Source organism: Nocardia nova, from assembly GCF_002933465.1.
Lineage (GTDB): Bacteria > Actinomycetota > Actinomycetes > Mycobacteriales > Mycobacteriaceae > Nocardia > Nocardia nova_B.
Map to the genome: position 1 here is coordinate 1 of NZ_PSZE01000003.1, position 23847 is coordinate 23847.

A 23847-nucleotide genomic window follows, 5' to 3' on the forward strand; every position below is an offset into this window, starting at 1 on the left:
TAAGAGACAGCGCCGAACCCGACCAATGCCCCCGCCCATTCCGAGCAGCCGGCACCCACCACCGCGGCGCCGGCCCCTCAGACTCCGGGGGAGAACTGCAGGAAGGCGGACTGATGTCCGCACCGGCACCGCCGTCCGCTGGAGCGTTCCCCAGTCCACCGGGCGGGTTCGCTCCCGCGCCGCCGCCCTCGACCCGCCGCAACGTCGAACTGCTGCTGCTGGGTTTCGCGGTGGTCATCACCACGGTTGCGCTGGTGCTGGTGGAGGCCAGTCAGGATCAGGAAATAACCTGGGATCTGGCCAAATTGGGTTTCGCCTATCTGGCGCTGTTCGGTGTCGCCCATCTGGCGGTGCGGCGGTTCACCCCGTTCGCCGACCCGCTGCTGTTACCGATCGCAGCGCTGCTCAACGGACTCGGGCTGGTGTTGATCCATCGCCTCGATCTCGCCGACGAGCAGACCGCGATCCACAATTCGTGGTCGATCCCCTCCCCCGACGCCAATCAACAGGTGCTGTGGACAGCGCTGGGGATCACGCTGTTCATCGCGGTGCTGGTGCTGCTGCGCGACTACCGCACCCTGGCCCGCTACGGCTATACGCTCGGCCTGCTCGGCCTGGTGGCGCTGATGATTCCCGCGTTGCTGCCCGGGAAGTTCTCCGAGACCAACGGCGCCAAGATCTGGATCCGCTTGCCGGGTTTCAGCGTGCAGCCCGGTGAGTTCGCGAAAATTCTGCTGATCATCTTCTTCGCCTCGGTACTGGTCGCCAAGCGGGATCTGTTCACCGCGGCCGGGCGCCACGTCCTCGGGATGGAGTTGCCGCGACCGCGCGACCTGGGCCCGATTCTGCTGGTGTGGGCCGCCTGCCTGGTCGTGCTGTTCTTCGAGAAGGACCTCGGCACCTCGCTGCTGATCTTCGCGACCGTGCTGGCCATGCTCTACATCGCGACCGAACGGGTGGGCTGGCTGATCGTCGGCGCCGGACTGCTCGCGCTCGGATTCTTCCTCGCCTACAACGCCTTCGGCCACGTGCGGGTGCGGGTGTCGACGTGGCTGCACCCGTTCGACGACTACAACAACACCGGGTACCAGATCTCGCAATCGCTGTTCGGGCTCGCGACCGGCGGCCTGGCCGGAACCGGACTCGGCAGCGGACGGCCCTCGCAGGTGCCGTTCGCCAAGACCGACTTCATCGTCGCCACCATCGGTGAGGAGCTGGGCCTGATCGGGCTCACCGCGATGCTGATGCTGTTCGCCGTCTTCGTGGTGCGCGGTTTGCGCACGGCACTGGCGGTGCGCGACAGTTTCGGCAAGCTGCTCGCCGCCGGATTGGCGTTCACCATCGCCATTCAGGTATTCGTGGTGGTGGGTGGAGTCACCAAACTGATTCCCCTGACCGGACTCACCACCCCCTTCGTGTCCTACGGCGGCTCGTCGCTGCTCGCGAACTACGCCCTGCTGGCATTGCTGGTCAAGATCTCCGACGCCGCTCGCGCGCCGGCGCCGGCTCGCCGCCGGGAAGCCGCGCCGATCGCCGAAGCACAGACCGAGATGATCCGCGCCGAGACGCCCCGACCCGAGAAGGGAGAGCCGGCATGAACACCCCGCTCCGCCGGGTCGCGATGGCCGTCATGGTGATGATCGTCGCGCTGCTGGTCAACGCGACCTACGTCCAGGTGATCAAGGCCGACAGCCTGCGCAACGATCCGCGCAACTCCCGGGTCCTGCTCGACGAGTACAGCCGCCAGCGCGGTCAGATCTCGGCCGGCGGCACGGTGCTCGCCAGTTCGGTGGCCACCGACGACCGCTACAAGTATCTGCGCACCTATCCGACCGATCCTTCCGCCTACGCCCCGGTGACCGGCTTCTATTCGATGCAGTATGGCAGCACCGGTTTGGAGCGTTCCGAGGATTCCGTGCTCAACGGGTCCGACAGCGCGCTGTTCGGCCGCCGCCTGATCGATATGATCTCCGGGCGCGATCCGCGGGGCGGCAATGTGGTGACCACCATCAATCCGATGATGCAGAAGGTCGCCTACGACCAGCTGACCAGCAAGGGTTACACCGGTTCGGTGGTGGCCATCGAACCGAGTACCGGCCGCATCCTGACCATGGTCTCGACACCGAGCTACGACCCCAACCAGCTGTCCACGCACGACGGCGCGCGTGCCACCCAGGCCTGGGAATCGCTGAGCGCGGATCCGAGTCAGCCGATGTTGAATCGTGCGGTGTCGCAGACGTATCCGCCCGGTTCGACATTCAAGGTCGTCGTCGCGGCGGCCGCGCTGTCGATGGGGATCAAGCCGGAGGACGCGTTCACCGCGGCGCCGAACATTACCCTGCCCGGTACGAACACCACGCTGGAGAATTACAACGGCACGCCGTGTGGCGGCGGTGCGACGGCGACCATGCACGATGCGTTCCGGCTCTCGTGCAACACCGCCTTCGCCGAGATCGGCATGAAGGTGGGTGCGGCCAAACTCAAGGACGAGGCCGCGGCCTTCGGCATCGGCCCGCATTCGGGCATCCCGATTCCGGTGGCCGACAGCACGGTCGGGCCGATTCCGGACAACGCGGCGCTCGCGCAGACCAGCATCGGACAACGAGACGTGGCTCTCACCCCGCTCGACGATGCGGTGATCGCGGCTACCGTAGCCAATGGCGGTGTGCGGATGGAACCGCATCTGGTCGACCGGACCCAGGGTCCCGACCTGCGTGATCTGTCCACCACCAAACCGGTGTCGGTCGGGCAGGCGATCAGCGCCCCGGTGGCCAGCCAGCTGACCGGGCTGATGATCGATTCGGAGAAGGCCACGGCCGGGGGCACCCAGCCGCGGCCGTACCAGATCGCTTCCAAGACGGGCACCGCCGAACACGGCAGCGACCCGCGCAACACCCCGCCGCACGCCTGGTACATCGCGTTCGCGCCGGCGCAGAACCCGAAGATCGCGATCGCGGTCATCGTGGAGAACGGTGGCGACCGTGCTCTGGCGGCGACCGGTGGGTCGGTGGCGGCGCCGGTGGCACGGGCGGTGCTGGATGCCGGATTGCAGGGGGGCTGAGGACAATGAGTAAGCGAGGACCAGGACCCCAGGTGGATATGCAACAACGTCGCGATCGGCGAACCTACCGACGGGGGCGGCCATGCTGAACAACGGTGCCCTGATCGCCGATCGGTATCGGCTGCAACGTCTGATCGCCACGGGCGGTATGGGCCAGGTGTGGGAGGCGTTGGACACCCGTCTGGACCGCCGGGTCGCGGTGAAGGTCCTCAAGGCCGAATTCTCCGCGGATCCGACCTTCCGGCATCGGTTCAAGACCGAGGCCAAGACCACCGCGCAGCTCAACCATCCCGGTATCGCAGGCGTTTACGACTACGGCGAGACCTACGACGCGCAGGGTGGTGAAACCGCCTATCTGGTGATGGAGTTGGTCCAGGGCGAACCGCTGAACGCGGTGCTGAACCGGCTCGGCCGGCTCTCGGTCGGCCAGGGTCTCGACATGCTGGAACAGACCAGCCGCGCCCTCGAGGTCGCGCATGCCGCGGGCGTCGTCCACCGCGACGTGAAACCCGGCAATATCCTGGTCACCCCCACCGGCCAGGTAAAGATCACCGACTTCGGCATCGCGAAGGCGGTCGACGCCTCACCGGTGACCAAGACCGGCATGGTGATGGGCACCGCCCAGTACATCGCTCCCGAGCAGGCCACGGGCGAGGATGCCACCTCGGCCAGCGATGTGTACTCGCTCGGCGTCGTCGGCTACGAGGCGTTGTCGGGCCATCGGCCGTTCACCGGCGACGGTGCCCTGACGGTGGCGATGAAGCATGTGCGCGAGGCGCCCCCGCCGATGCCGGCCGATCTGCCGCCGAACGTGCGCGAGCTGATCGACATCACGATGACCAAGGATCCGACGCGGCGCTACCACAGCGGCGGCGAGTTCGCCGATGCCGTGGCCGCGGTCCGGGCCGGTCGACGCCCACCGCCGCCGCGCGGAGGTGCGGTCCCGCAGACCGGTGCGACTCGCGTCCTCCCGCCCGGCCCGACCGCGGTGATCCCGCGCGGAGACTACGACGGCGCGACCGTCCGCTACCCGGCCGCCGAACCGGCCCGGGTGGGCGCGGCGGCGGGTTCGACGGCCATGATGCCGGGGCCCGGCGGCCCGGACGACAACGCCGAGAAGTCGGGATTCACCACCGGTCACAAGGTGATGGCCGGGCTCGGCGCCGGCGCGGTGCTGCTCGGCGGCCTGGCTGCCTGGGTGCTGCTCAGCGGTAAGGCGCCGGATTCGACGGTGTCGCCGGTGAAGTCGACCACCTCCGTCGTCGCACCCCCGCCGCCGACCACGGTGTGGACCACGACCGAGGAGCCGACGACCACCACCCAACCGGCCCCGCCGCCGGTGGTAACGACAACTCCCGAGCCAACCACCACGACGACCACACCCCCGCCGACCACGACCACCACGGCACCGCCGACGACCACCACCACCCGGGAGCGGCCGACCCGCACCACGCGCCCCACAACACGCCCGTCCTACCCCTCGCTCGACCTACCATTGCCGGGGGCCGGCGATTCACTACCGGGGGTCGGCGGTACGCACGAAGCCGACAGCAGTAGATACCCTGAAACCTCCTCACAAGGAATGCCATGACGACCCCGAAGAATCTGTCTTCTCGCTACGAACTGGGCGAGATCATCGGATTCGGTGGTATGTCGGAGGTACACAAGGCTCGTGACCTGCGGCTGGGTCGCGACGTGGCGATCAAGGTGCTGCGCGCCGACCTCGCTCGCGACCCCACGTTCTATCTGCGGTTCAAGCGCGAGGCGCAGAATGCGGCGGCGTTGAACCATCCGGCGATCGTCGCGGTGTACGACACCGGCGAGGCCGAGGTCGACGGCGGCCCGCTGCCCTACATCGTGATGGAGTACGTCGACGGCGAGACGCTGCGCGATATCGTGCGTGGCAAGGGTCCGCTGCCGCCGCGGCGGGCGATGGAGATCATCGCCGATGTCTGTGCCGCACTGGATTTCAGCCACAAGAACGGCATCGTGCATCGCGACATGAAGCCGGCCAACATCATGATCAACCGCCAGGGTGCGGTGAAGGTGATGGACTTCGGCATCGCGCGCGCCATCGCGGACAGCTCGAATCCGATGACCCAGACCGCCGCGGTGATCGGCACCGCGCAGTATCTGTCACCGGAACAGGCCCGCGGCGAGCAGGTCGACGCCCGGTCCGATGTGTACTCCGTCGGCTGTGTGCTGTACGAAATCCTCACGGGGCAGCCACCTTTCACGGGCGATTCGCCGGTCGCGGTCGCCTACCAGCATGTCCGCGAGGATCCGAAGCTGCCGTCGCTGGTTCATCCCGGCGTGCCGCGCGAACTCGATTCGGTCATCCTCAAGGCGATGAGCAAGAATCCGGCCAACCGGTATCAGTCCGCGGCCGAGATGCGCGCCGATCTGATCCGGGTGCTGGGCGGTCAGAAACCGCAGGCCCCGACGGTGATGACCGAGGAGGACCGCACCACCTTCCTCGGCAGTGTGGATCCCGAACCGCGCAGCTACCGCACGGTCGAACGCAACGACGGCGACGACGACCCGGAACCCGAATCCGACGGGTCCAGACGCAAGTTGTGGATCGGCATCGGCGCGGCCGCGATGGTCGCGGTGCTGGTCGCGCTGTTCTGGGTGTTGATCGGTCCGGGCAGCCGACCCGATCAGGTCGCGATCCCCGATCTGGCCAACAAACCCGCTCAGGAAGCCCAGAGCGATCTGGAGAAGCTGGGCTTCGACGTCGCCATCCAGCAAAAACCCGACGGCAAGGTCGCCAGCGGCAATGTGGTCGCGACGCAGCCGCTGGGCGGCGCCCGCGTGGACAAGGGGTCCACGGTGACCCTGCAGATTTCGACCGGACCGCAGCAGGTGCCGGTGCCACAACTGACGAAACTCACTCAGCAGCAGGCCGAGCAGAATTTGAACGCGGCCGGGCTGTTGCTGGATCCACAGATCCAGCGGGGCGCCTCCAGTCCGGAGGACAAGGACAAGGTGATCGCCGAATCCCCCGCCGCCGGCACCAAAATCGATGCCGGTTCCAAGGTGACGATCACCCTCGGCAAGGGTCCGGACCAGGTTCGCGTGCCCGATGTGGTGGGTCAGTCGATCGATGTGGCCGAACCGAATCTGGCCGACAGCGCGGGATTCAAGGTCGTGATCCAGAAGGTCAGCTCGTCGCGGCCCGCCGGTGAGGTGCTGTCCACCGATCCGGCCGGCGGTGCGATGGCCGACAAGGGTTCAACCATCACGGTCCAGGTGTCCAGCGACCAGATCACCATGCCGTCACTGACCGGCCTCACCCCCTCGCAAGCCGTGGACAAACTGCGTTCGGTGGGCTGGACCGGCGGTGTGGGCCAGATCAGCCAGAGCACCCAGGGCACATTCGACGCGAGCAATGTCGGCCGGGTGATCGATCAGCAGCCCCGGCCGGGCTCTTCGGTGGCGCGCAATGCGACCATCACGATCGTCACAGGAGTGCTCGGACCGCCCTGATCCCGGTCGGCGATCATAGTGCGAGGTGGCGGTTCATCGACATGGCTTCTTCGGCCAGATCGGGCAGTTCGACCACCTCGACGCCGTGGTCGCGCAGATTCTCCACGCCGACACAGTTCTCCACGAAGGTGCGCGGTTCCCGCCATGCGATGACGACGCGCGGAATTCCGGCGGCCAGGATGCGGTCGGCACACGGCGCGCGGCCGACCGAGGCCCGGGTGGAACACGGTTCGAGCGTGCTGTAGATGGTGGCCTGAGGGAGCCGGGGGTCGGCACCGAGTTTGTTCAGCGCCGATTCCTCGGCGTGCACTTTCGCGTCGGTCTCGCGGGAGTAGCCGTGCGCGAGTTCGACGCCGTCCGGGCCGACGATCACCGCGCCGACCGAAAAGGCGGTGGCACTGGGCGGGCACAGCCGGGCCAGGCCGATCGCGTGATGCATCCAGAACCGGTGCGCCCCCGGCCGGCCGGGGACACGGCTGGCCGACTCGACCGACTCCCACGCATCGGATTCGGTTGTCACTGGAGATGTTCCATCGTCGGCGAACTCCCATCGGACGGTGTCTGCTTCGGCAGATAACGCAGGACTGCGATATCTCCGAGACGAGTCATATCCACCAAAGCCATTCTGCGCCGAGAACCGCCGGGAAAGTCGGCAGGATGCAGAAATTTCGGGGCCCCGCTGTCACCGACCAGCACCGGGGCGACCGCCATCAGCAGTTCGTCGGCCAGATCCGCCGCGAGGAAGGCGGTGTGGATGCGGCCGCCGCCCTCGACCATCAGGCGGGCGATCCCGCGCTCGCCCAGATCGTCGAGCAACGCGCCGAAATCGACGGAGCTGCCGAGGGCGACGACCTCGGCGCGGCCGGCGAGCCGATCGCCCAGCCGCGCACTCCCGGCCGTGGTCGTATAGACCAGCCGCTCCCCGCCCTGTTTCCACAACCGCTGCCCGGGATCGAGCTCACCGCTCGCGGTGACGATGACGCGCACCGGGAATTCGGATTTTCCCGCCGCGATCCGAGCCTCGCGCCGCCGCTCACTGCTCAGCGACAGCCGGGGATCATCGCGCCGCAAGGTCTCGGCGCCGATCAGAATGGCGTCCGCCTCGGCACGCACCTGATCGACGCGATCGAAATCCTCCGTATTGGACAGCAGCAGTCGTTGCGGACCGGCGTCGTCGATATATCCGTCGACGCTCGTGGCCACCGACAGCACGACGTAGGGCCGGGCCATCAGCGCCGCCGGGGCACGACGACCGCACCGGGCTCATGCATACGCAAACTCCTTGTCACGGTACGGCTTTCGCTTGCGGCGCTACGACCCCCTCAGACCAGCGCGGCGACCTCGGCTTCGAGCGTCTCGACCAGGCCCTCGGCCGGCCGCTCGCCGCACACCTCGAGCCAGTTCGCCAGCATCCGGTGCCCGCCCTGGGTGAGCACCGATTCAGGATGGAATTGCACACCGTGAATGGGCAGGTCGCGATGCCGCATGGCCATCACGATGCCACTCTCGGTCCGCCCGATCACCTCGATATCGCCGGGCAAGGTGTCCTCGAGCACGGTGAGCGAGTGATAGCGGGTGGCGGTGAACGGGTCGGGCAGCCCGGCCAGCACTCCGGAACCGATGTGGAAGACCGAACTCGTCTTGCCGTGCAGCAGCTCGGGGGCGCGAGTCACGGTCGCGCCGAACGCCTCTCCGATCGCCTGATGTCCCAGGCACACCCCGAGCAGCGGAGTCCGGTTCCGGGCGCACGCGCGGACCAGTTCGATACTCGCGCCGGCCCGGTCCGGGGTGCCCGGGCCCGGGCTGATCAACAGGCCGTCGAAATCGGCGGCCACGGCATCGGTGTCCTGCAGCCGGGAGTCGTCGTTGCGCCAGACGGTCGCCTCGGCACCCAGTTGGCCCAGATATTGGACCAAGTTGAATACGAAGCTGTCGTAATTGTCGACGACCAGAACACGCATGGTTCGAGAGTACGTGGCGCCACCACCGATACGCAGCTGAGATAGCCTTTAGGCAGACCTGCACGCCGAATACGAGGACGTCATGCCCAAGTCGAAGGTCCGCAAGAAGACCGACTACACGATCAACCCGACCAGCCGCACCCCGGTGAAGGTGAAGGGCGGTCCGTCGCCGGTCTGGTATGTGGCGATCATGCTCGGCTTCATGCTGGCCGGTCTGGCATGGTTGCTGGTCTACTACCTGGGCGCCGATCACATCCAGTGGATGAGCGATCTGAACGCCTGGAACTTCCTCATCGGCTTCGGGCTGATGGTGATCGGCCTGATCATGACGATGCGGTGGCGTTGATCGTGCTGTCGCACGGGTGGCGTTGATCGTGCTGTCGCACGGGTGGCGTTGATCCTTATTACACACGTGTGATTCATGCACACCTGTGGATGAATCTGTGGACAACTCGAGGAGCAATTGGGGACCGTGAGCACACCGCCCGAACACCCCGAGTCCGACCGCTCCGGATCCACCCCGGAATTCGGCAGTTCCGAGCCGGCGCCCCGGCTCGAGTGGTCCACACCCGCGCCCGCTCTGGTCGCGGTCACTCTCGGCGGAGTGGCGCTGGCCGTGGCCGCCGCGTTCGCCTCCGACGCACCGAGTCGCCTGTTGATCGGATTGGGTGCGGTACTGCTGCTGTGCCTGGCCGGACTGGGCTTCCGTCAGCGCCCGCGCCTGACCGTCGTGCCCGGGAAACCGGCCCACCTGGTGGTTCGTGGCCTGTTCGGCCCGGTCAGCTACGGGCCCGAGCAGATTGTGCGGGCACGGGTGGTCGGTTTCCGGCGGCTGGGCCGGAGCATCCCCAATCTGGAACTCGATGTCGACCACAAGGGTGAGGAACGGCTGGTGATCTTCGGCCGCTGGGACCTCGGCACCCATCCTCAGGACGTCCTGGATGTGCTGACCGTGCACGGTCTCGTTCCCGTCGATCCCCGCAGCAGCTGACAACAGGACCGGCCGCGAACCGAATCAGGCGGAAACCGAATTCAGGCGAGAACCGCCGCACCCGCCCCGATCAGTGCGAGCGCCAGCACCGCGAGTCCGGCTACCGCACCCCATCCGATCCATCGGATCGAATCCCGCGTCCGCGCCCGCAGCCATTCCGGCAGGAAGAGAATTCCGGCGGCGGCGAGCGTGCCCGCGACCAATCCACCGAGATGGCCCCACAGCGAGATGCCAGGCAGGGACACGCTGATGAGCAGGTTGATCGCGATCAACACCAGCATCTGCACCGGACTCTGCCGCAGCCGCAGCAGAATCACGGTCGTCGCGCCGAACAGACCGTAGATGGCGCCGGAGGCACCGGCCGTGGCGGAATCGGTCGCCAGCCACATGACCGCCGCCGATCCGCCGAGCAATGAAACCAGATAGATCGCGAGGAAGCGCGAACGTCCCAGCACGAGTTCGGTATCGCGGCCGAGGATGTAGAGCGCGAACATGTTGACCACGAGATGCAGCGGCCCGTAGTGCAGAAATCCGGAACCGAGGACACGAATCCACTGCCCCTGGGCGACCCACTGCGGTGCGAGCACCCAGTCGTAGAACAACCGCGACACATGATTGTCGGTGACACTGTGCGCTTGGCTGGCGGTGACGGCGAAGACCGCGACGTTGATCGCGATCAGCGCATAGGTGACATACGGCGTGCGGCGAGCGGTGGCGAACGGACCGCCGACGGTCGGCTGTACGGGCCGAATATCGGTGCGGCCCTGCGCGACACACTCCGCACAATGCTGTCCGACCGCGGCCGGTTGCAGACATTGGGGGCACGCCGGCCGCCCGCACCGCGTACATGCCAGTCCGGTGGTTCGATCGGGATGGCGGTAGCAGGTCGGTGCGGGCGGGTGCGGATTCACGAAACTCCGATGGGTCAGTTCAGGGTGATGTTCGAGATGACGACCGGCTCCTTCGGCCGGTCGTTGCGGTCGGTCGCGGTGGTCGCGATGGCGTCGACGACCTTGCGCGAATCGGCGTCCACCACTTCGCCGAAGATGGTGTGGCGACGGTTCAGATGCGGCTGCGGACCGACGGTGATGAAGAACTGCGAACCGTTGGTGCCGGGTCCGGCGTTGGCCATGGCCAGCAGGTAGCCACGGTCGAAGCGCAGTTCGGGGTGGAATTCGTCGGCGAATTCGTATCCCGGCCCACCCCGGCCGGTACCCGTCGGGTCACCGCCCTGAATCATGAAGCCATCGATCACACGGTGGAATACGCTGCCGTCGTAGAACGGCCCGGAGGTGCCGCCGCCGGCGTTCTTCGTCGTGTAGGCCGCGCTGCCGTCGGCCAGGCCGACGAAGTTGCGCACCGTCTTCGGGGCGTGGTTACCGAAGAGCGAGATCTTGATGTCGCCGAGGTTGGTGTGCAGAACGGCCACGGCGGTCTGATTCGGTGAGGTCACGCCGAATATCGTGCCATGTCGGCTGTCCGTACTCGCAGGGCGCGCCTAGCCGGCGTGCGCCGCGTCGTTGGTGGAGGCCGCCGTCTCGGGTGCGGTGGCTCCGCCCGCATATCCCAGCCGCGGCGGTTCGGCGGCCGGCTCCGGAAGCTGCGGGCGACGCGAGGCGGCCATCCATGCGGCACCGCCCGCGGCGGCGGCAACGCCCGCCGCGATGAGCCGATTGCGCAACCGACCGGATTTCCGGGAACTCCCCAACTGCATGGCACCATGCTGTCACAGCCCCGAGCCGCTCGCAGTAGGGCCAGGTGAGAGGGCTCACCGGCTGACGGACCGCTTGAACTGATGCAGCGCCAACGGCACGAAGATCACCAGAATCGCCACCACCCAGATCAAGGTCGTCGCCACCGGATGCTGCAGGGACCACACATCCGGCGTCGGATTGGTCGGACTCGTGTTGCCGAACAGATCGCGCGTCGCCTGCGTCACCGCCGAGACCGGATTCCATTCCGCGACGACACGCAGCGGCGTCGGCAGCACCTCGCTGGGCACGAAAGTGTTGGCGATAAACGTCAGCGGGAAGATCACCATGAAACTGGCGTTGTTGAACACTTCCGGCGCACGCACGAGCAAACCGACCACGGCCATGATCCAGGAAATCGCATAGGCGAACAGCAACAGCAGGACATAGGCGAGCACGGCCTCGAGGAAGGATCCGTGAATGCGCCAGCCGACGAGCAGACCGGTCACCGACATGACGACCAGGCTCACCACGTTGATGGCGACGTCGGCCACGGTGCGTCCGATCAGCACCGCCGACGGTGCCATCGGCAGTGAGCGGAACCGGTCGATGATTCCGCGCTGCATGTCCTCGGCCAGGCTGGTGCCGGTGAACGTGGCGCCGAAGACCGAGGTCTGGGCGAAGATGCCGGCGATCAGGAATTCGCGGTACGAGGTGCCCTGCACGGTGATCGCCGATCCGAAGATGTAGGCGAACAACAGGACGAACATGATCGGCGACAGCGTCGAGAAGATCAGGACGTCGGGCACTCGTTTGATCTTGATGACATTGCGCTTGGCAATGGTCAGGCTGTCTCCGGCCACGATGGCCGCGCGTTCGGCCAGGGTCGGTCTGCGGGTGTCGGCCGCGGCGGTGATCATCTGCTCCGTCCTTCCGTGGCCTGTTCGAGGGTCTGCGCGGCATCGGCCGGATCGACGGAGTCGGCGGCCTCGTGCCCGGTCAGGCTGAGGAAGACATCGTCGAGCGAGGGCCGCCGTAGGCCGACGTCCTGGATGCGCACCCGGTGCGCGGACAGCCGCTCGATGGTGTCGACCAGCGCCTGCGAGCCGTCGTCGACGGGAATGGTGAGCCGCCGCAATCCCGGTTCGACGTGGATATCGCCGACGGCCAGACCGGCCAGGGCCTGCTGGGCGACGGCGAGGACGTCGGCATGTTCGACGGTCAGCTCGATCCGGTCGCCGCCGACCAGCGTCTTGAGCTCGTCGGCGGTGCCGCGTGCGATGACCGTGCCGTGATCGATCACCGCGATCGCGTCGGCCAGCCGGTCCGCTTCCTCCATGTACTGCGTGGTCAACAGCAGGGTGGTACCACCGGCGACGAGTTCCTCGATCACATCCCACAGATCCAGCCGGGCTCGCGGATCGAGCCCGGTGGTCGGCTCGTCGAGGAACAGCACCGGCGGATTTGCCACCAGGGCGCCCGCCAGATCCAGGCGGCGCCGCATCCCGCCGGAGTACCCCTTCACCGGCCGATCGGCCGCATCGCTGAGCCGGAATCGTTCGAGCAGTTCCCGGGCGCGCTGCTTACTGCGCTGAATGCCCAGGTGGTACAGCCGCCCCACCATCTCCAGATTCTCGAAGCCGGTGAGGTATTCGTCGACGGCCGCGTATTGCCCGGAGGCGCCGATGTGGGCGCGTAACCGCCGCGGTTCGCGCAGCACGTCGATACCCGCGACCGTTGCGCGTCCCGCATCGGGTGTGAGCAGCGTGGTCAGCACCCGGACCGTCGTGGTTTTCCCGGCGCCGTTGGGCCCGAGCAGTGCGGTCACCGTCCCCTCGGGAACCGTGAGGTCGAGTCCATCGAGAGCGACGAGCCGTCCGTACTTCTTGACCAAACCCTCGGCGATGATGGCGTCGGGCATGTTTTCCCCTGCCGTTCGATGTGGATGTGAGGTTCGCTACTGCCGTGCAGTATTGCTCACACCCCCGACAAGTTCATCCGAATAAGCCCTTAACGGACATCGACCGAGCGGGGCGCCTCGACTGGGCAGAGAGCAGAGGTGGTCGCATCCCGAGATCCGGCGGTGCTCGGGGGTGCCGGCGGGATGCGACCGATTCGATACTCCCGCGCCCGGACCCGAAGGTCGCGAGTAGCGGCTACTCGAATACGGCCCGCACGGCTACCTGCCGCGGTGCTGACGGGGCATCGCGGGTGTGAAAACGCCCACCGCTGTGCGCTGCCACACCCACACAGCTACCGAATTCGACGCTCGCGCCGACGCCTCGGCACGGTCGATCGTTTCACGTGGAACACGTTTATTCCTTTGCGTTACAACGTAATTCACGAATGCCTCCCTGCCGACCATCAGCCCTCCGGCAAACCGGACGACGCCCCCCGCAACACACCAGAGAAAAAAATTTCGAAACTAGCGGCCCTCATGCAGACACAAACGAGAATCGTCGCGTAGGATCAGTCACGTCGGCCCCTCCCCCCCGGGCCGACCCTACGCGGGCCTCGGCTAACTCCCCCCCTTCGCCGAGGCCCGCTTCCAATTCCAGGACTTTTCCGGGTGGTGCCTGTGCCGTCTCCACCCTTGTGCGACAGCGTTTTCGGATCAGATGACAGATGCGGTCAGCTACCGTTCCGCCGCAGCACGTGCGAACCCAAACGGTTGATTCCGCGCACCCGCACACTGCGCAGAGGCCGCAGCGTGAACTCGGGTTCGCCCGCCAATTGTGTTGCCGCGCCGTCATCCACCAGTACCGTGCCCGGCCGCGCGATCCGGTCAGCCGCGCCGCGGTATTCACCACCGAACCGTAGAGATCACCGAAACGTTGCAACACTTGCCCGTAGGCCAGTCCCATCCGCAGTTCAGGGGTGGTTCCGGCACTCGTCGTGGCCTCCTGGATCGCCAAGGCGATCCGGGCGGCCGTCACCGCCGAATCGGCCACGAACATCACCTCGTCGCCGACGTTCTTGATGGTCCAGCCGCCGTTCGCGGTGATCGCGCCCGTGGTGACGGATTCGAACGACTCCAACAGATCGTCCAGTTCGTCGGCCTCCAGATGCCGGGTCAGCCGGGTGTAGCCGACCATATCCGCGAATCCGACGGCCAACTCCCGCAACGTTTCTCCGGTGCCGTCACCGGCCAGCGACCGCGTCAGCGCCGCCGCGACAGATCGGCCGGTACGCCCGACAGTTCCGCGACCTCGACCCGGTTGTAGCGGCGAGGTCCCTCCAGCAGATAGGGCTCGACAACCGCCTGAACCAGGTTCGACAGCTCCGGGGAGGTCATAATTCCGACGATACGGATCCCGCCGCGGCCGGGCCGCCCGCTGATGATTCGTCACAGCCCGGCGAAGCGGGAGGGTCAGACGCGGTCCGGACCGGGCTGCCAGGTGGCGACCGCCCAGATGACCACGACATTCAACGCGATCACCAGGATCGACCATGCCGGGTAGTACGGCAGCCACAGGAAGTTCGCGAGAATGGACAACGCCGCCAACGTGATTGCCACGATCCGGCCCCACGTGGTGCCGGCCATCAGGCCGAGGGCGGCGATGACCAGCAGGATCCCCAGCACGATGTGGATCCATCCCCAGGTCGTGGTGTCGAACTGGTAGACGTAGTCAATGCCCACGACGAACAGCTTGTCGTTGGCCACCGCAGAAATTCCTTCCAGAATCGAGAGCACACCGACGGTGATCAGCAGGATCGCCGCGCCGATCGAGGTACCGGCGGCGATGCCCTGACGTACGGGATGCTCCTGCGGGGTTGTGCTCATGGCGGAACTCCTTCCCAGCCGAGGGTCTTCGCCTGACTGTGCCCATTGCGGCGCGCATCGGCTTCACCCGTGGCGGGTGAGTATCGGGCGCCGGCGCCCCCGCAGGACCGGTTCGCGGCCGGATCTCGAGCTCATCCGGGGCGGATGAGGCGACTCCCAGCGGTTGTGCCCGAGCCTGGAGACATGCGTGCATCCCGGCCGAGGAGGTGAGTTGGTCGTTGTCGATCCGCTATCAGTTCGTCATCGATGGTGAATTGTCCGAACGGGCGTTGGCCGCATTTCCGGAATTGAGCCGCAGTGACCATTCCTCGGCGGGGACGACCACACTGTTCGGCACGCTCCCCGACGCCACGGCCATGCGGGGCGTGCTGGCACGCATCGATTCGCTCGGCTTGACGCTGCTGGGAATGGCGCAACTGCCCGACTCCGCCGGCTGATTCTTCGGCTGAGGGCGGTTTGGGGAGTCGGCCGAGGTCACCGCCGCCTACGGTTCCTCGTCCGGATCGGGCGCCCGGTCCTGGATCAGCACGTTGACCCACCGTGTGGTCGGATCGATATCGAGCAGCAGCGCCTTCATCAGCAGCGTCAGCGGAATCGCCAGCAGCGCACCGAGCGCGCCCAGGACCCACGACCAGAACACCAGTGACAGGAACGTCACGGTGACGCTGAGGCCGACGGCATCCCCGACGAATTTGGGCTGAATGATCGATTGGATCACGAAATTGATCACGGAATAGACGACGATCACCCACACCATCAGCATCGGACCGCTGTCCAGCAGCGCCAGTAGCGCTGGCGGAATCAAGCCGATGACGAAGCCGATATTCGGAATGTAGTTGGTGATGAACGAGAGCAGCGCCCACAGCACCGGAAGCGGCACGCCCATCAACCACAGGGCACCGCCGTCGAAGATGGCGACGATCAAGCCGAAGACCGTGGAGACCACCATATATTTGCGGGTGCCGATGGCGAATACACCCAGCGCATAAGCGATTTCGGGCCGCGCCTTGGCCACCACCGCCAATTTTCGATCGATCATCATGCCGTCGATCGCCATGAACAGCAGCAGCGCCAGAACGAAGAACAGATTCGAGAAGATCCCGAGCGCATTGCTCAGTGCGACCGACAGCAGATCGACGACCTTGCCCACATCCAGACCGTTGAGGGCGTTGTGAATCTGCTCGGTGTCCACCCCCAGATCGGCGAGCGTATCCCGCACACCGTTGAGCATGTCGTCGAGTTTGTCGGAGTATTTCGGTAGCTCGGACGCCAATTGCGCGACCGAGAGCACCAGCGCGCCGAGCAGTACGAGCAGAATCAGTACGACCAAGAACAGGGCCGCCACCATCCCGATCCACGGCCGCCAACCGCGCCGCTGCACCCAGGTCTGCACCGGCTGAACGGCCATGGTCAGCATCAGCGCCAGAAAGGTGGGCCCGAGCACGCCGGCGAACGCCTTCATACCCATGACGGCCACCACGGCGCCGGCGACGGAAAGCATCACGATCAGACCGCGCGGTAGCGACCATGTCGCTCCGGAAGCGGGCGGCGGAGCTTGTCGCTCGGCCCGCGGGGGCCGATCTCGTCGCAATTGCATCGGAATTACCTCGCCGCAGCAGACCGGAGTGTCGATTCTCCGACCGACACTACGGCTACGACCGGCCCGTTACGTCTTGCGCCACGGTCGAATTCGAAGGCCCGAGACCGATTCGAAATCATGATGGGACGCATATTTTGACCGAATTCAGCAAATGATTAGTGTACGTTTCAGTTTGGAGAAAGCAGGCTTCACCGACACCGCCTTCGGCAAAGGCACAGCTCCGGGAGGCGAATTGGACGCTTCGCCCAGAACAACGCGATCGCTAGCCGGTAGCTCGAACATTGCTGCCATTCGCAGTGGCCTCCAACTCGGCGTGCCGGAACTCTCCTTCGTACCGCTGTCGCTTCCCGCTGCCCACGCCCGCATCGACGAGGCGGCGAGGACCGGCGCCGGCCAGACCGTATTGATCTGCGCCCCCGCGGGAACCGGCAAGACCGTCCTGGCCGCCGACTGGGTGACGCGACTGGCGACTCGGCAGTCCGCCTGCCGGGTGGGCTGGCTGACCTTCACCGGCCGCCGCGGTGAGTCGGCCGATCTGTGGCGTGCGATCACCGGAGTGCTCGACTTCCCCGTCGGATCACCCGACCGGGACCCCACCGGCCCCCTCGCCGAGCCGGCGACGCTGGTGGACCGGTTGACCGACCGAGCCGAACCGACCGTGCTCGTCCTCGACGACGCCCACCTGCTGACCGATCCCTTGGCCCTGGCGGGATTGGAGTACGTCGTCGACAACGCACCGCCCACACTGACGACCATCATCACCGGCCGGTTCGATCCGCCGCTGCGATGGCACGGCCTCGAGCTGAGTGGCCGGCTCACCCGGCTGACGGCGCGCGAACTCGCGCTCGACGACGAACGCACCGCGGCCCTGCTCGACCAGCACGACCTTCACCTGAACGCGGCCGATATCGCCGGCATTCAACAGCTGACCTGCGGCTGGGCCGCGCTGGTACGGATAGCCGCGATCTATCTGGCCGCGAATCCGCAGGACCGGCCCACCGCCTTGGCGGCGTTGGCTCGCGCACCCCATGCCATCAGCGACTTCCTCGTCGGCGAGCTGCTGGGGGCGTTGCCGGACGATGCGCTGCATTTCCTGCTCGCCACCGCGGTGCCCGAGGAGTTCAGTGCCGCGCTGGCCACGGAGTTGGTCGGCGAATCCGCCCCGGCCACTCTGGAATATCTGCTGCGCAACAATCTGCCGATCACCTGCGTCGCCCGCCACGGCGAACTGTGGCACAGCTACCACCCGATGCTGCGCGCCTACCTGCTCGCCGAAGCCACACGCTCGCTTCCGGACCGGCTGCCGCGCATTCACCGCAGCTGTTCGAAGTGGTTCATCGATGCCCGGATGCCCTCTGCCGCACTGCATCACGTCCTGGCCGTCCCGGGACATCCACAGCTGTCGCGGTTCATCCGCGAACACGGCCCGAGGTTGGTGTTCGGCGGGGACGGGCCTTCCTTCTTCGCCCGATTGGACGACGTCGGCGAACTCGCGGACGATCAATTCGTCCAACTGCTGCGCATCGCCGAGGCCGTGGGCCGCGGAGACGTGGCGGCCGCCACGGCCTACCTGGATCGCCTCGAAGCAGAACCCTGTTCGGCCTCCGCACTGGTGCCCGCGTCCTGGCTGACCGCACTGCGCCGCGCCGTGGTCGCCGATGTCGCGGTGCTGACGGGCGCCGAACCCGTCGCTTCCGATCCGGCGACGCCCACTCCGACCGGCCATGCCGAACTGGACTGCTACATCATCCTGCAGCTGGCGACCGCGCACCTGCACCGCGGCGATGTCGCGCGCGCCGAATCCGGGTTGTGGCAGGCGCTCGCGCTGGCCGAACATGCGGGACTGGGTCGCTTCGTCGTACCGGCGGCGACGCGACTGGCGTTGTGCGGCGATATCGGCGGCCATCTCACGGTGATGTGCAAACGGGCCGAACATGCCGTGGCGCTCGCCGAGAAATACGGACTGCGAACACATTCCGCGATGACGCACGCGCAGGCGATGATCGCGTACACACACTATCTGCGGGGCGATCCGATCGATGTCCACGGCCAGCTCGCGCCCGCCACGACAAGCGGCCTGTCCCCCGCGCCCGCCGCCGACCGGCAGGCGCAGGCGATTCTGCGGCTGATCGAATTCGATTCCGCCACAGATCGTTTCCTGGCCGCCGATACGCTGCGGATTCAGCTGCTCGACATGCTCGCCGATCCGACACCGGCGCGCTCCTCGCGTAATCTTGTCCTGCACACGGTTTCGGCACTGCTGCGGATCCAATCCCGCGTCGGCGCACAGACTCTGATCGAGCGAGCGGTAGCGGTACTGGGCCGTACGCCCGAGGTCGTGCTGGCGCAGGCATGCCTTTCGGAGTATGCGCAGACCTCGTCGACGACACTCGAGTTGCTCCAGCCATTGCTGCGCCGTACCGACGGGCTGCCCCCGCTCACCGCCGTCACGGCCTGGCTCCTGTATGCGTCCGCGTCCGCCCATCTGGACCGCCCGGTCAAGGCCTACGAGGCGATGGCGCAGGCTCTCGGCCACGCCGCCGACGACCGGATCGTGCGACCGTTCCTGGAGGTACCCGGAACCGTTGCGTTACTGGACGGTTCGGTCGGCCGGTTCGGTCACCACGACCGGCTCGTCGATCTGATCCGGTCTCATCCGTCGGCTCACGGCGCGGCGCACAATCCAGGACTGACCGAAACCGAGATGTCGGTGTTACGTCAGTTGCCGTCGGGGATGACGACGCTCACTATCGCCGAGGGCATGGGCGTTTCGATCAATACCGTCAAAACGCACCTGCGCGGAATCTATCACAAATTGGGCAGCGGCTCCCGCGCGGAGGCCATCGCGCGGGCGCGCGAGCTCGGTTTGATCTGACCGGGATTACCGCAGTCGCCGAGGAATTCGCCGATCGCGGGCACAACACGTTCGAACGGGCCGGTGGGAATCGCCCTCACCGGCCGAACCAGCGAGTCAGCGCGGTCGTCAAACCTTCGATGCCGTACGTGGCGGCCCAGGCGACATAGCCGTCCGGACGGACGAGTACGCCGGCCGCGTCGCGGGAGCCGGGCCCGTCCGAGGCGTCCAGCGGCTTCGCCGTGACGATCCGGATCCGGTCCTGCCACGGCGCCGCCGCGGCGCGCAGCTGCGCGGAGTCGGCGAAATCGAACAGCACACCGTGACCGGCGGTGAAGTGCTCGGCCACGCGAGTCCCGTCGGACAGATCGCGATCGGGAGCGATGGTGCCGATCAGCTCATGATCGCCGCCCAGGTGGTAGCGGTGCAGCACACCGGAGATCCGCTTGAACACGGTGGTCGCGCCGTCGCCGGTGGACAACAGTTCCGACATCACCGCCCGCAGCGCCTTGCTGCGCCGGTCCAGGCGCATGAGGGCCACCTGCGCCCGGGTCCATTCCAGCACCCAGGCGCCGATCGGATACCGCTCGGCGGTGTAGGTGTCCAGGAGGCGATCGTCCATCCTGCCGTCGACGACCGCGGCCAGCTTCCAGCCCAGGCAGACCGCATCGCCGATGCCGAGATTCAGGCCCTGCCCGCCGAACGGCGAATGCACATGCGCCGCATCACCGGCGAGCAGCACACGGCCCTTGCGGTAGTCCGGCACCTGACGGGTGTTGTCGGTGAATCGAGTGGCCGAATGCACCGCCGAGACCCGCACGGGCACCCCGGAAACCCGGCGCAGGCTCGCCTCCAGCTCGGCGGCCGTGATCGGCGCGTCACGATCGATCGGCGGTCCGTCGAGTTCGACCGTCAGGAAGCGGCCGGGAGTCGGCCCGTAGACATAGATGCCGTGCTCGGTGTCGCGCCAACCCGGCTGCAGCCCCTCGGTTTCCGACATCTCGACCACCGCCTGCCGGCCGGTGATCTCCGGCCCGATGCCCGGGAAGTCGAAGCCCGCGAGTTTACGGACGGTACTGCGTCCGCCATCGCAACCCACCAGCCACGAGGCGCGTATCTCGTCGCCACCGCAGCTCTCCTCGCCGCCACGGCCCCGGGCGGCCCGGCAGCGCACGGTCACGCCGTCGCCGTGGTCGGTCAAATCGGTCACTTCCACGCCCCGGCGCACCACTACACCGAGTTCCGCGGCGCGCACACCGAGAATCTCCTCGATGCCCTGCTGGCTCACCAGAACGGCCCGGCCCGCGGGCCCCACCCCGGCGAAGGCCGGGTCGTCCGCGTCGATCAGGTCGAACGACAACATGATTCCGGCGAAATGTCCCGCGATCGGTGGCCGGTTCGCGGCCGCCATCCGGATGTCGAACGCCTTCACGTGCTCGATCGCCGCCTGCTGCTGCGCCAGCAACTCGGGCAAGAGTCCGCGCCGATCGAAGGCCTGAGCCGTCGGCACATTGATCGCTCCGGCCTTGATGGTCCGATCGATCTCCGTCAGCCGCTCCACGACCAGCACCTCGACCCCGGCCAGCCGCAGTTCACAGGCCAGCATCAGTCCGACCGGGCCCGCACCGGCGACCACCACATCGAATGTCTCGCTCATGGCTTCGACACTGCCGCCGATCGCTTGCAGCGCCCTTGCACCGCGGATGCGCGGACCGCGCAAGTCTCAGGAGAGCGCCACCGATTCGTGCAAGGTGGTGCCGGTGCGGCGGACCGGTTCCGCACCGCCGAGTACGGTCAGTTCGAAGGTGGATTCGAATCGGAAATATCCCGGATGACCGATCAACCTGTGCGCCAGCGGTTTCAGCAGCCGGGTGCCCACCAGCGGAATATCGTCGAGGAGATCGTGGGCGTGAATCACCCGATCCACGGTCAGCCGCAACTCGACCCGACCGGGCACGCGCAATTCGATCCACTCCGGATAGCCGCGCCCGGCGGTCGCGTCGAAACGCGCCGGGCCCTCGCGCAAGGTCGTCTCGCCGGTCGAGAGAACGATGCGGTCGTGGTGGGCCAGCATGAGCGGCGCGATCTCGTGAGCGCCGCGTCGCTGCTGGGTCAGCACGTCGGCGAACAGCAGCGAATAGTCCTCGACATACAGCCGCCCCCAGTGCCAGCGCTCGATGATCTTGCGCATATCACCGACACCCCAGTTGTGGTCGGCGTACCCGCGACCGGTGACGGACCGCTCGACGCCGTCGATGGTCACGGTGCCACTCACCCGAGCTCGCGGCGCGCCGACGACCCAGCCGAAGGAATCCCCGCCGCCGAAGTGCGTCTCCCCCTTCCCAGGCATCCAGCTGGGCAGTTCGTTGTCGAAGCGCAGGTCGAAAACCACACCGTCCTCGGCCAGTCTCAGGTGGTGCGTCGGCAACCCGTCGGGCCGGAATTCGGTGTAGGCCCGGTTGTTTCCGATTCGCACATCACACGATCGCGCATCGAACGACGCCTGATTGCGGGGGTACTTCCGCGAGACCTGGCGACGCGTGCCGTCCGGGTCGTAGACCATCAACTCGACCCAGGGGCGCGCGTGCGGGAAATCCTCGGGGCGGCGTTTGGACGACGGTATGCCCGCTGTCGAGATGTGCGTCGAAATACCAGTGTTCGAAGGCGAGCGAACTCGCCGCCGGATGAAGTGCGTTGTGCCGTGGTTCGACCGTGGTGAGTTCGCCGTCCCGGCGACCGGGACCGTTCCATGCCTCCACAATGGCTGTATCGTTCATCGCCGCAACGCTCCGCTCGCATCGAATTCCGCTTCCCTGCCCTGCATTTGGGCCCGATACCAGTTCTCCCGGTGCCGGACCATCACCTTCTCGTGCAGCCGCCCGACCGGCGGTATCCGGCGCACGAATTCCATCGCGGTGATCAGCGGAAACCGCAGCACCGGAATCAGCAACCAGGGAAAGGCCGGAGGCATACGGTATTTGCGTCGCGTGCCGGGCGCCATGTACATCGCCGAATACACGGAGTTGATGCGGTAGTTGTAGGCGGCGCGCAGCCGGCTCGCGCCGCGGTGTTCGGGGCGGGGAGCGAAGGCGGCGGGATAGGACTCGATCAATTCCGCGCCGTGCGCACCGGCGTCGTAGGACCGCGAGGCGATGGTCATCGCCAGCACCCGCAACGAGTCGACCACGGTTTCCGGATGCCACTGCAACCGCACACCCAGCAGATAACCCATGTACTTCTGAAAGTGCAGCAGCGCACGGATTTCCGACGGCGTCGTCTGATAGCCCAGCGCCCACAGCCCGAGGCCGGGTGTCACACTGCCCGCGATCAGGGTCAGCAACTGGTAGGTCTGGCTGATCGGCAGTCCCCACTTGTCGATATCCCATTCGGGATGTCCGGCCACCCGCGCCCGCACCGACACGTGCATCACCCGGACCTTCAGCGCGGTGGCGCGCCCGGTCGACCCCGGGGTGAGCAGCGCATGCGGCTGCGAGACGTCCATCCAGAATCGGCAGGTCTCCAAATACCTGCGCAGCGCACTGTTTCCGGCATATCCGCCCGCCAGCGACAGCGGAGTGGCGACCGCCGACTCGGTGTACATCTCCAGTGTTTCCGCACCCGCGAAGCTGAACAGCATGGTGCCCCACCGCCGCCAGATGGCCGCACCCTGTTCGACCAATTCCGGTCGCACCCACTCGGGCACGGTGTCGAATTCGGCGAACAGTTCTCGCATCGAATCCGGTGCCTCCGGAACGGCATCGATTCCCTCGGCCAACGCCCGGTCCAGTAGGGCGCGGCTCTGTGCCGAACCACCGGGACCGTGCATCACCTCGGCGACGAATCGTTCGGCGACCGGATCACCGGCGAACAAATCCTCGGTGAGGGCCCGGGCCTGCTCGTCGGTGGGAAAGAGTTCGGCCCCGGTCATTTTCCGCACGATCGATTCCAAGCGCTGGACGGCGGGCCGTTGCTTCGCCTCCCAATACCGGAAAGCGCTGGGGCATTTCGTGGTTCGCATCCGTGTCGTCATTTCACCGCACCGTTCGGAATCGCAGCATCATGTCGTGGCGCCGTCGACTCGCACCACATCCTTGCGGCCGCTCTCCCACGGCGCCGGCGGCCGCGGCGGCCCCGCCGGGAAGTCTTCCGGATCGGGAGTCCAGCGGGTGCCGATCGCCGGTTGGGGATGAGCGAGTTGGTAATCCACAGTGCGCAGCGGTGTACGCGGTGCGGGATCGACCGTGGCTGTCACCACGCGCCCGGCCACCGCGGCCGGCCGACCTGCGCCGAAACCGCGCACCATCGCACGGCGGCCGATCGGTCGATACATCCCTCGCACCTTCCGAGGTGACTTCGATCGTCACCCGTCGCAGCGACCATACCATTGAGTACAGTGGACGGTACTCGTTTGAACGG

Annotated in this window: 23 protein-coding genes and 1 pseudogene; 8 read left to right on the plus strand and 16 right to left on the minus strand. The window is 66.7% G+C overall.

Translation table 11 applies throughout. The features are described from left to right. Positions 1–113 precede the first annotated feature (113 nt). The 4 genes from C5E41_RS04310 to pknB all read left to right on the plus strand — a co-directional run bounded on the left by C5E41_RS04310 (position 114) and on the right by pknB (position 6550). Positions 114–1598: an FtsW/RodA/SpoVE family cell cycle protein gene (locus C5E41_RS04310; RefSeq protein WP_104374560.1), complete on the plus strand. Its 1485-nt coding sequence runs from the start codon at positions 114–116 to the stop codon at positions 1596–1598. Beyond that, positions 1595–3061 (plus strand): peptidoglycan D,D-transpeptidase FtsI family protein, encoded by a 1467-nt coding sequence (locus C5E41_RS04315; RefSeq protein ID WP_104374561.1) that lies wholly within the window; start codon positions 1595–1597, stop codon positions 3059–3061. Before C5E41_RS04310 ends, C5E41_RS04315 begins: the two co-directional genes overlap by 4 nt. Before the next feature lie 82 nt (positions 3062–3143). Continuing rightward, complete coding sequence (locus C5E41_RS04320; protein WP_104374562.1) at positions 3144–4652, plus strand: protein kinase domain-containing protein; 1509 nt, start codon at positions 3144–3146, stop codon at positions 4650–4652. Then, positions 4649–6550: a Stk1 family PASTA domain-containing Ser/Thr kinase gene (gene pknB / locus C5E41_RS04325; RefSeq protein ID WP_104374563.1), complete on the plus strand. Its 1902-nt coding sequence runs from the start codon at positions 4649–4651 to the stop codon at positions 6548–6550. The genes C5E41_RS04320 and pknB overlap by 4 nt, the downstream gene beginning before the upstream one ends. 13 nt (positions 6551–6563) lie before the next feature. Here the strand turns inward: pknB and C5E41_RS04330 are convergent, their stop codons facing one another. From C5E41_RS04330 to C5E41_RS04340, 3 genes are all read right to left on the minus strand, one after another. Continuing rightward, the gene (locus tag C5E41_RS04330; protein WP_258080733.1) at positions 6564–7070 is read right to left on the minus strand and encodes a deaminase; all 507 of its coding nucleotides are present in this window, start codon (positions 7068–7070) and stop codon (positions 6564–6566) included. Next, positions 7067–7780 (minus strand): RibD family protein, encoded by a 714-nt coding sequence (locus C5E41_RS04335; protein ID WP_104374564.1) that lies wholly within the window; start codon positions 7778–7780, stop codon positions 7067–7069. Before C5E41_RS04335 ends, C5E41_RS04330 begins: the two co-directional genes overlap by 4 nt. A gap of 92 nt (positions 7781–7872) precedes the next feature. Next, the gene (locus C5E41_RS04340) at positions 7873–8511 is read right to left on the minus strand and encodes an aminodeoxychorismate/anthranilate synthase component II (RefSeq protein ID WP_030516703.1); all 639 of its coding nucleotides are present in this window, start codon (positions 8509–8511) and stop codon (positions 7873–7875) included. Between the two features lie 82 nt (positions 8512–8593). Here C5E41_RS04340 and crgA point away from each other — a divergent pair, with 82 nt between their 5' ends. Next, a complete protein-coding gene (gene crgA, locus C5E41_RS04345; RefSeq protein WP_030516702.1) occupies positions 8594–8857 on the plus strand; it encodes a cell division protein CrgA in 264 nt (87 codons plus the stop codon). A 126-nt stretch (positions 8858–8983) separates the two neighbouring features. Further along, on the plus strand, positions 8984–9502 hold the full coding sequence (locus C5E41_RS04350) for a PH domain-containing protein (RefSeq protein ID WP_104374565.1): 519 nt from the start codon (positions 8984–8986) through the stop codon (positions 9500–9502). 41 nt (positions 9503–9543) lie between these two features. Here C5E41_RS04350 and C5E41_RS04355 read toward each other — a convergent pair whose 3' ends face one another. The 8 genes and pseudogenes from C5E41_RS04355 to C5E41_RS04385 form a co-directional block, all read right to left on the minus strand. Next, a complete protein-coding gene (locus tag C5E41_RS04355) occupies positions 9544–10413 on the minus strand; it encodes a rhomboid family intramembrane serine protease (RefSeq protein WP_258080734.1) in 870 nt (289 codons plus the stop codon). A gap of 14 nt (positions 10414–10427) precedes the next feature. Further along, positions 10428–10955, minus strand: coding sequence for a peptidylprolyl isomerase (locus C5E41_RS04360; RefSeq protein ID WP_104374567.1), 528 nt, complete (start codon positions 10953–10955; stop codon positions 10428–10430). 45 nt (positions 10956–11000) lie between these two features. Then, positions 11001–11216, minus strand: a complete 216-nt coding sequence (locus C5E41_RS04365; RefSeq protein ID WP_104374568.1) for a hypothetical protein — start codon at positions 11214–11216, stop codon at positions 11001–11003. Positions 11217–11270: 54 nt separating this feature from the next. Further along, on the minus strand, positions 11271–12113 hold the full coding sequence (locus C5E41_RS04370) for an ABC transporter permease (protein ID WP_104374569.1): 843 nt from the start codon (positions 12111–12113) through the stop codon (positions 11271–11273). Then, positions 12110–13114: an ATP-binding cassette domain-containing protein gene (locus C5E41_RS04375; protein WP_104374570.1), complete on the minus strand. Its 1005-nt coding sequence runs from the start codon at positions 13112–13114 to the stop codon at positions 12110–12112. Before C5E41_RS04375 ends, C5E41_RS04370 begins: the two co-directional genes overlap by 4 nt. 710 nt (positions 13115–13824) lie before the next feature. Beyond that, positions 13825–14375 (minus strand): annotated as a pseudogene (locus tag C5E41_RS04380) (adenylate/guanylate cyclase domain-containing protein); the annotation flags it as partial. After that, entirely contained in the window at positions 14354–14488 is a 135-nt protein-coding gene (locus C5E41_RS34780; protein WP_258080783.1) for a hypothetical protein, read from the minus strand. The pseudogene C5E41_RS04380 and the gene C5E41_RS34780, both read right to left, overlap by 22 nt. 75 nt (positions 14489–14563) lie before the next feature. Continuing rightward, positions 14564–14977: a DUF7144 family membrane protein gene (locus C5E41_RS04385; RefSeq protein WP_104374571.1), complete on the minus strand. Its 414-nt coding sequence runs from the start codon at positions 14975–14977 to the stop codon at positions 14564–14566. Between the two features lie 206 nt (positions 14978–15183). Here C5E41_RS04385 and C5E41_RS04390 point away from each other — a divergent pair, with 206 nt between their 5' ends. Further along, positions 15184–15414: a hypothetical protein gene (locus tag C5E41_RS04390; RefSeq protein ID WP_181063098.1), complete on the plus strand. Its 231-nt coding sequence runs from the start codon at positions 15184–15186 to the stop codon at positions 15412–15414. A 47-nt stretch (positions 15415–15461) separates the two neighbouring features. On the opposite strand, the gene C5E41_RS04395 is transcribed toward C5E41_RS04390, so the two are convergent. Continuing rightward, positions 15462–16478 (minus strand): AI-2E family transporter, encoded by a 1017-nt coding sequence (locus C5E41_RS04395; protein ID WP_258080767.1) that lies wholly within the window; start codon positions 16476–16478, stop codon positions 15462–15464. Positions 16479–16890: 412 nt separating this feature from the next. Here C5E41_RS04395 and C5E41_RS04400 point away from each other — a divergent pair, with 412 nt between their 5' ends. Further along, positions 16891–19452: a LuxR C-terminal-related transcriptional regulator gene (locus C5E41_RS04400; RefSeq protein ID WP_104374574.1), complete on the plus strand. Its 2562-nt coding sequence runs from the start codon at positions 16891–16893 to the stop codon at positions 19450–19452. Positions 19453–19528: 76 nt separating this feature from the next. Here the strand turns inward: C5E41_RS04400 and C5E41_RS04405 are convergent, their stop codons facing one another. The 4 genes from C5E41_RS04405 to C5E41_RS04420 form a co-directional block, all read right to left on the minus strand. Further along, positions 19529–21088 (minus strand): FAD-dependent monooxygenase, encoded by a 1560-nt coding sequence (locus C5E41_RS04405; RefSeq protein WP_104374824.1) that lies wholly within the window; start codon positions 21086–21088, stop codon positions 19529–19531. Positions 21089–21154: 66 nt separating this feature from the next. Next, positions 21155–21994, minus strand: a complete 840-nt coding sequence (locus tag C5E41_RS04410; protein WP_258080735.1) for a lipocalin-like domain-containing protein — start codon at positions 21992–21994, stop codon at positions 21155–21157. A gap of 210 nt (positions 21995–22204) precedes the next feature. Beyond that, on the minus strand, positions 22205–23461 hold the full coding sequence (locus tag C5E41_RS04415; RefSeq protein ID WP_104374575.1) for an oxygenase MpaB family protein: 1257 nt from the start codon (positions 23459–23461) through the stop codon (positions 22205–22207). A gap of 27 nt (positions 23462–23488) precedes the next feature. Then, positions 23489–23761 carry a hypothetical protein gene (locus C5E41_RS04420; protein WP_104374576.1) on the minus strand — a complete coding sequence of 91 codons (273 nt, stop codon included), beginning with the start codon at positions 23759–23761 and terminating at the stop codon, positions 23489–23491. Between the last annotated feature and the right edge of the window lie 86 nt (positions 23762–23847).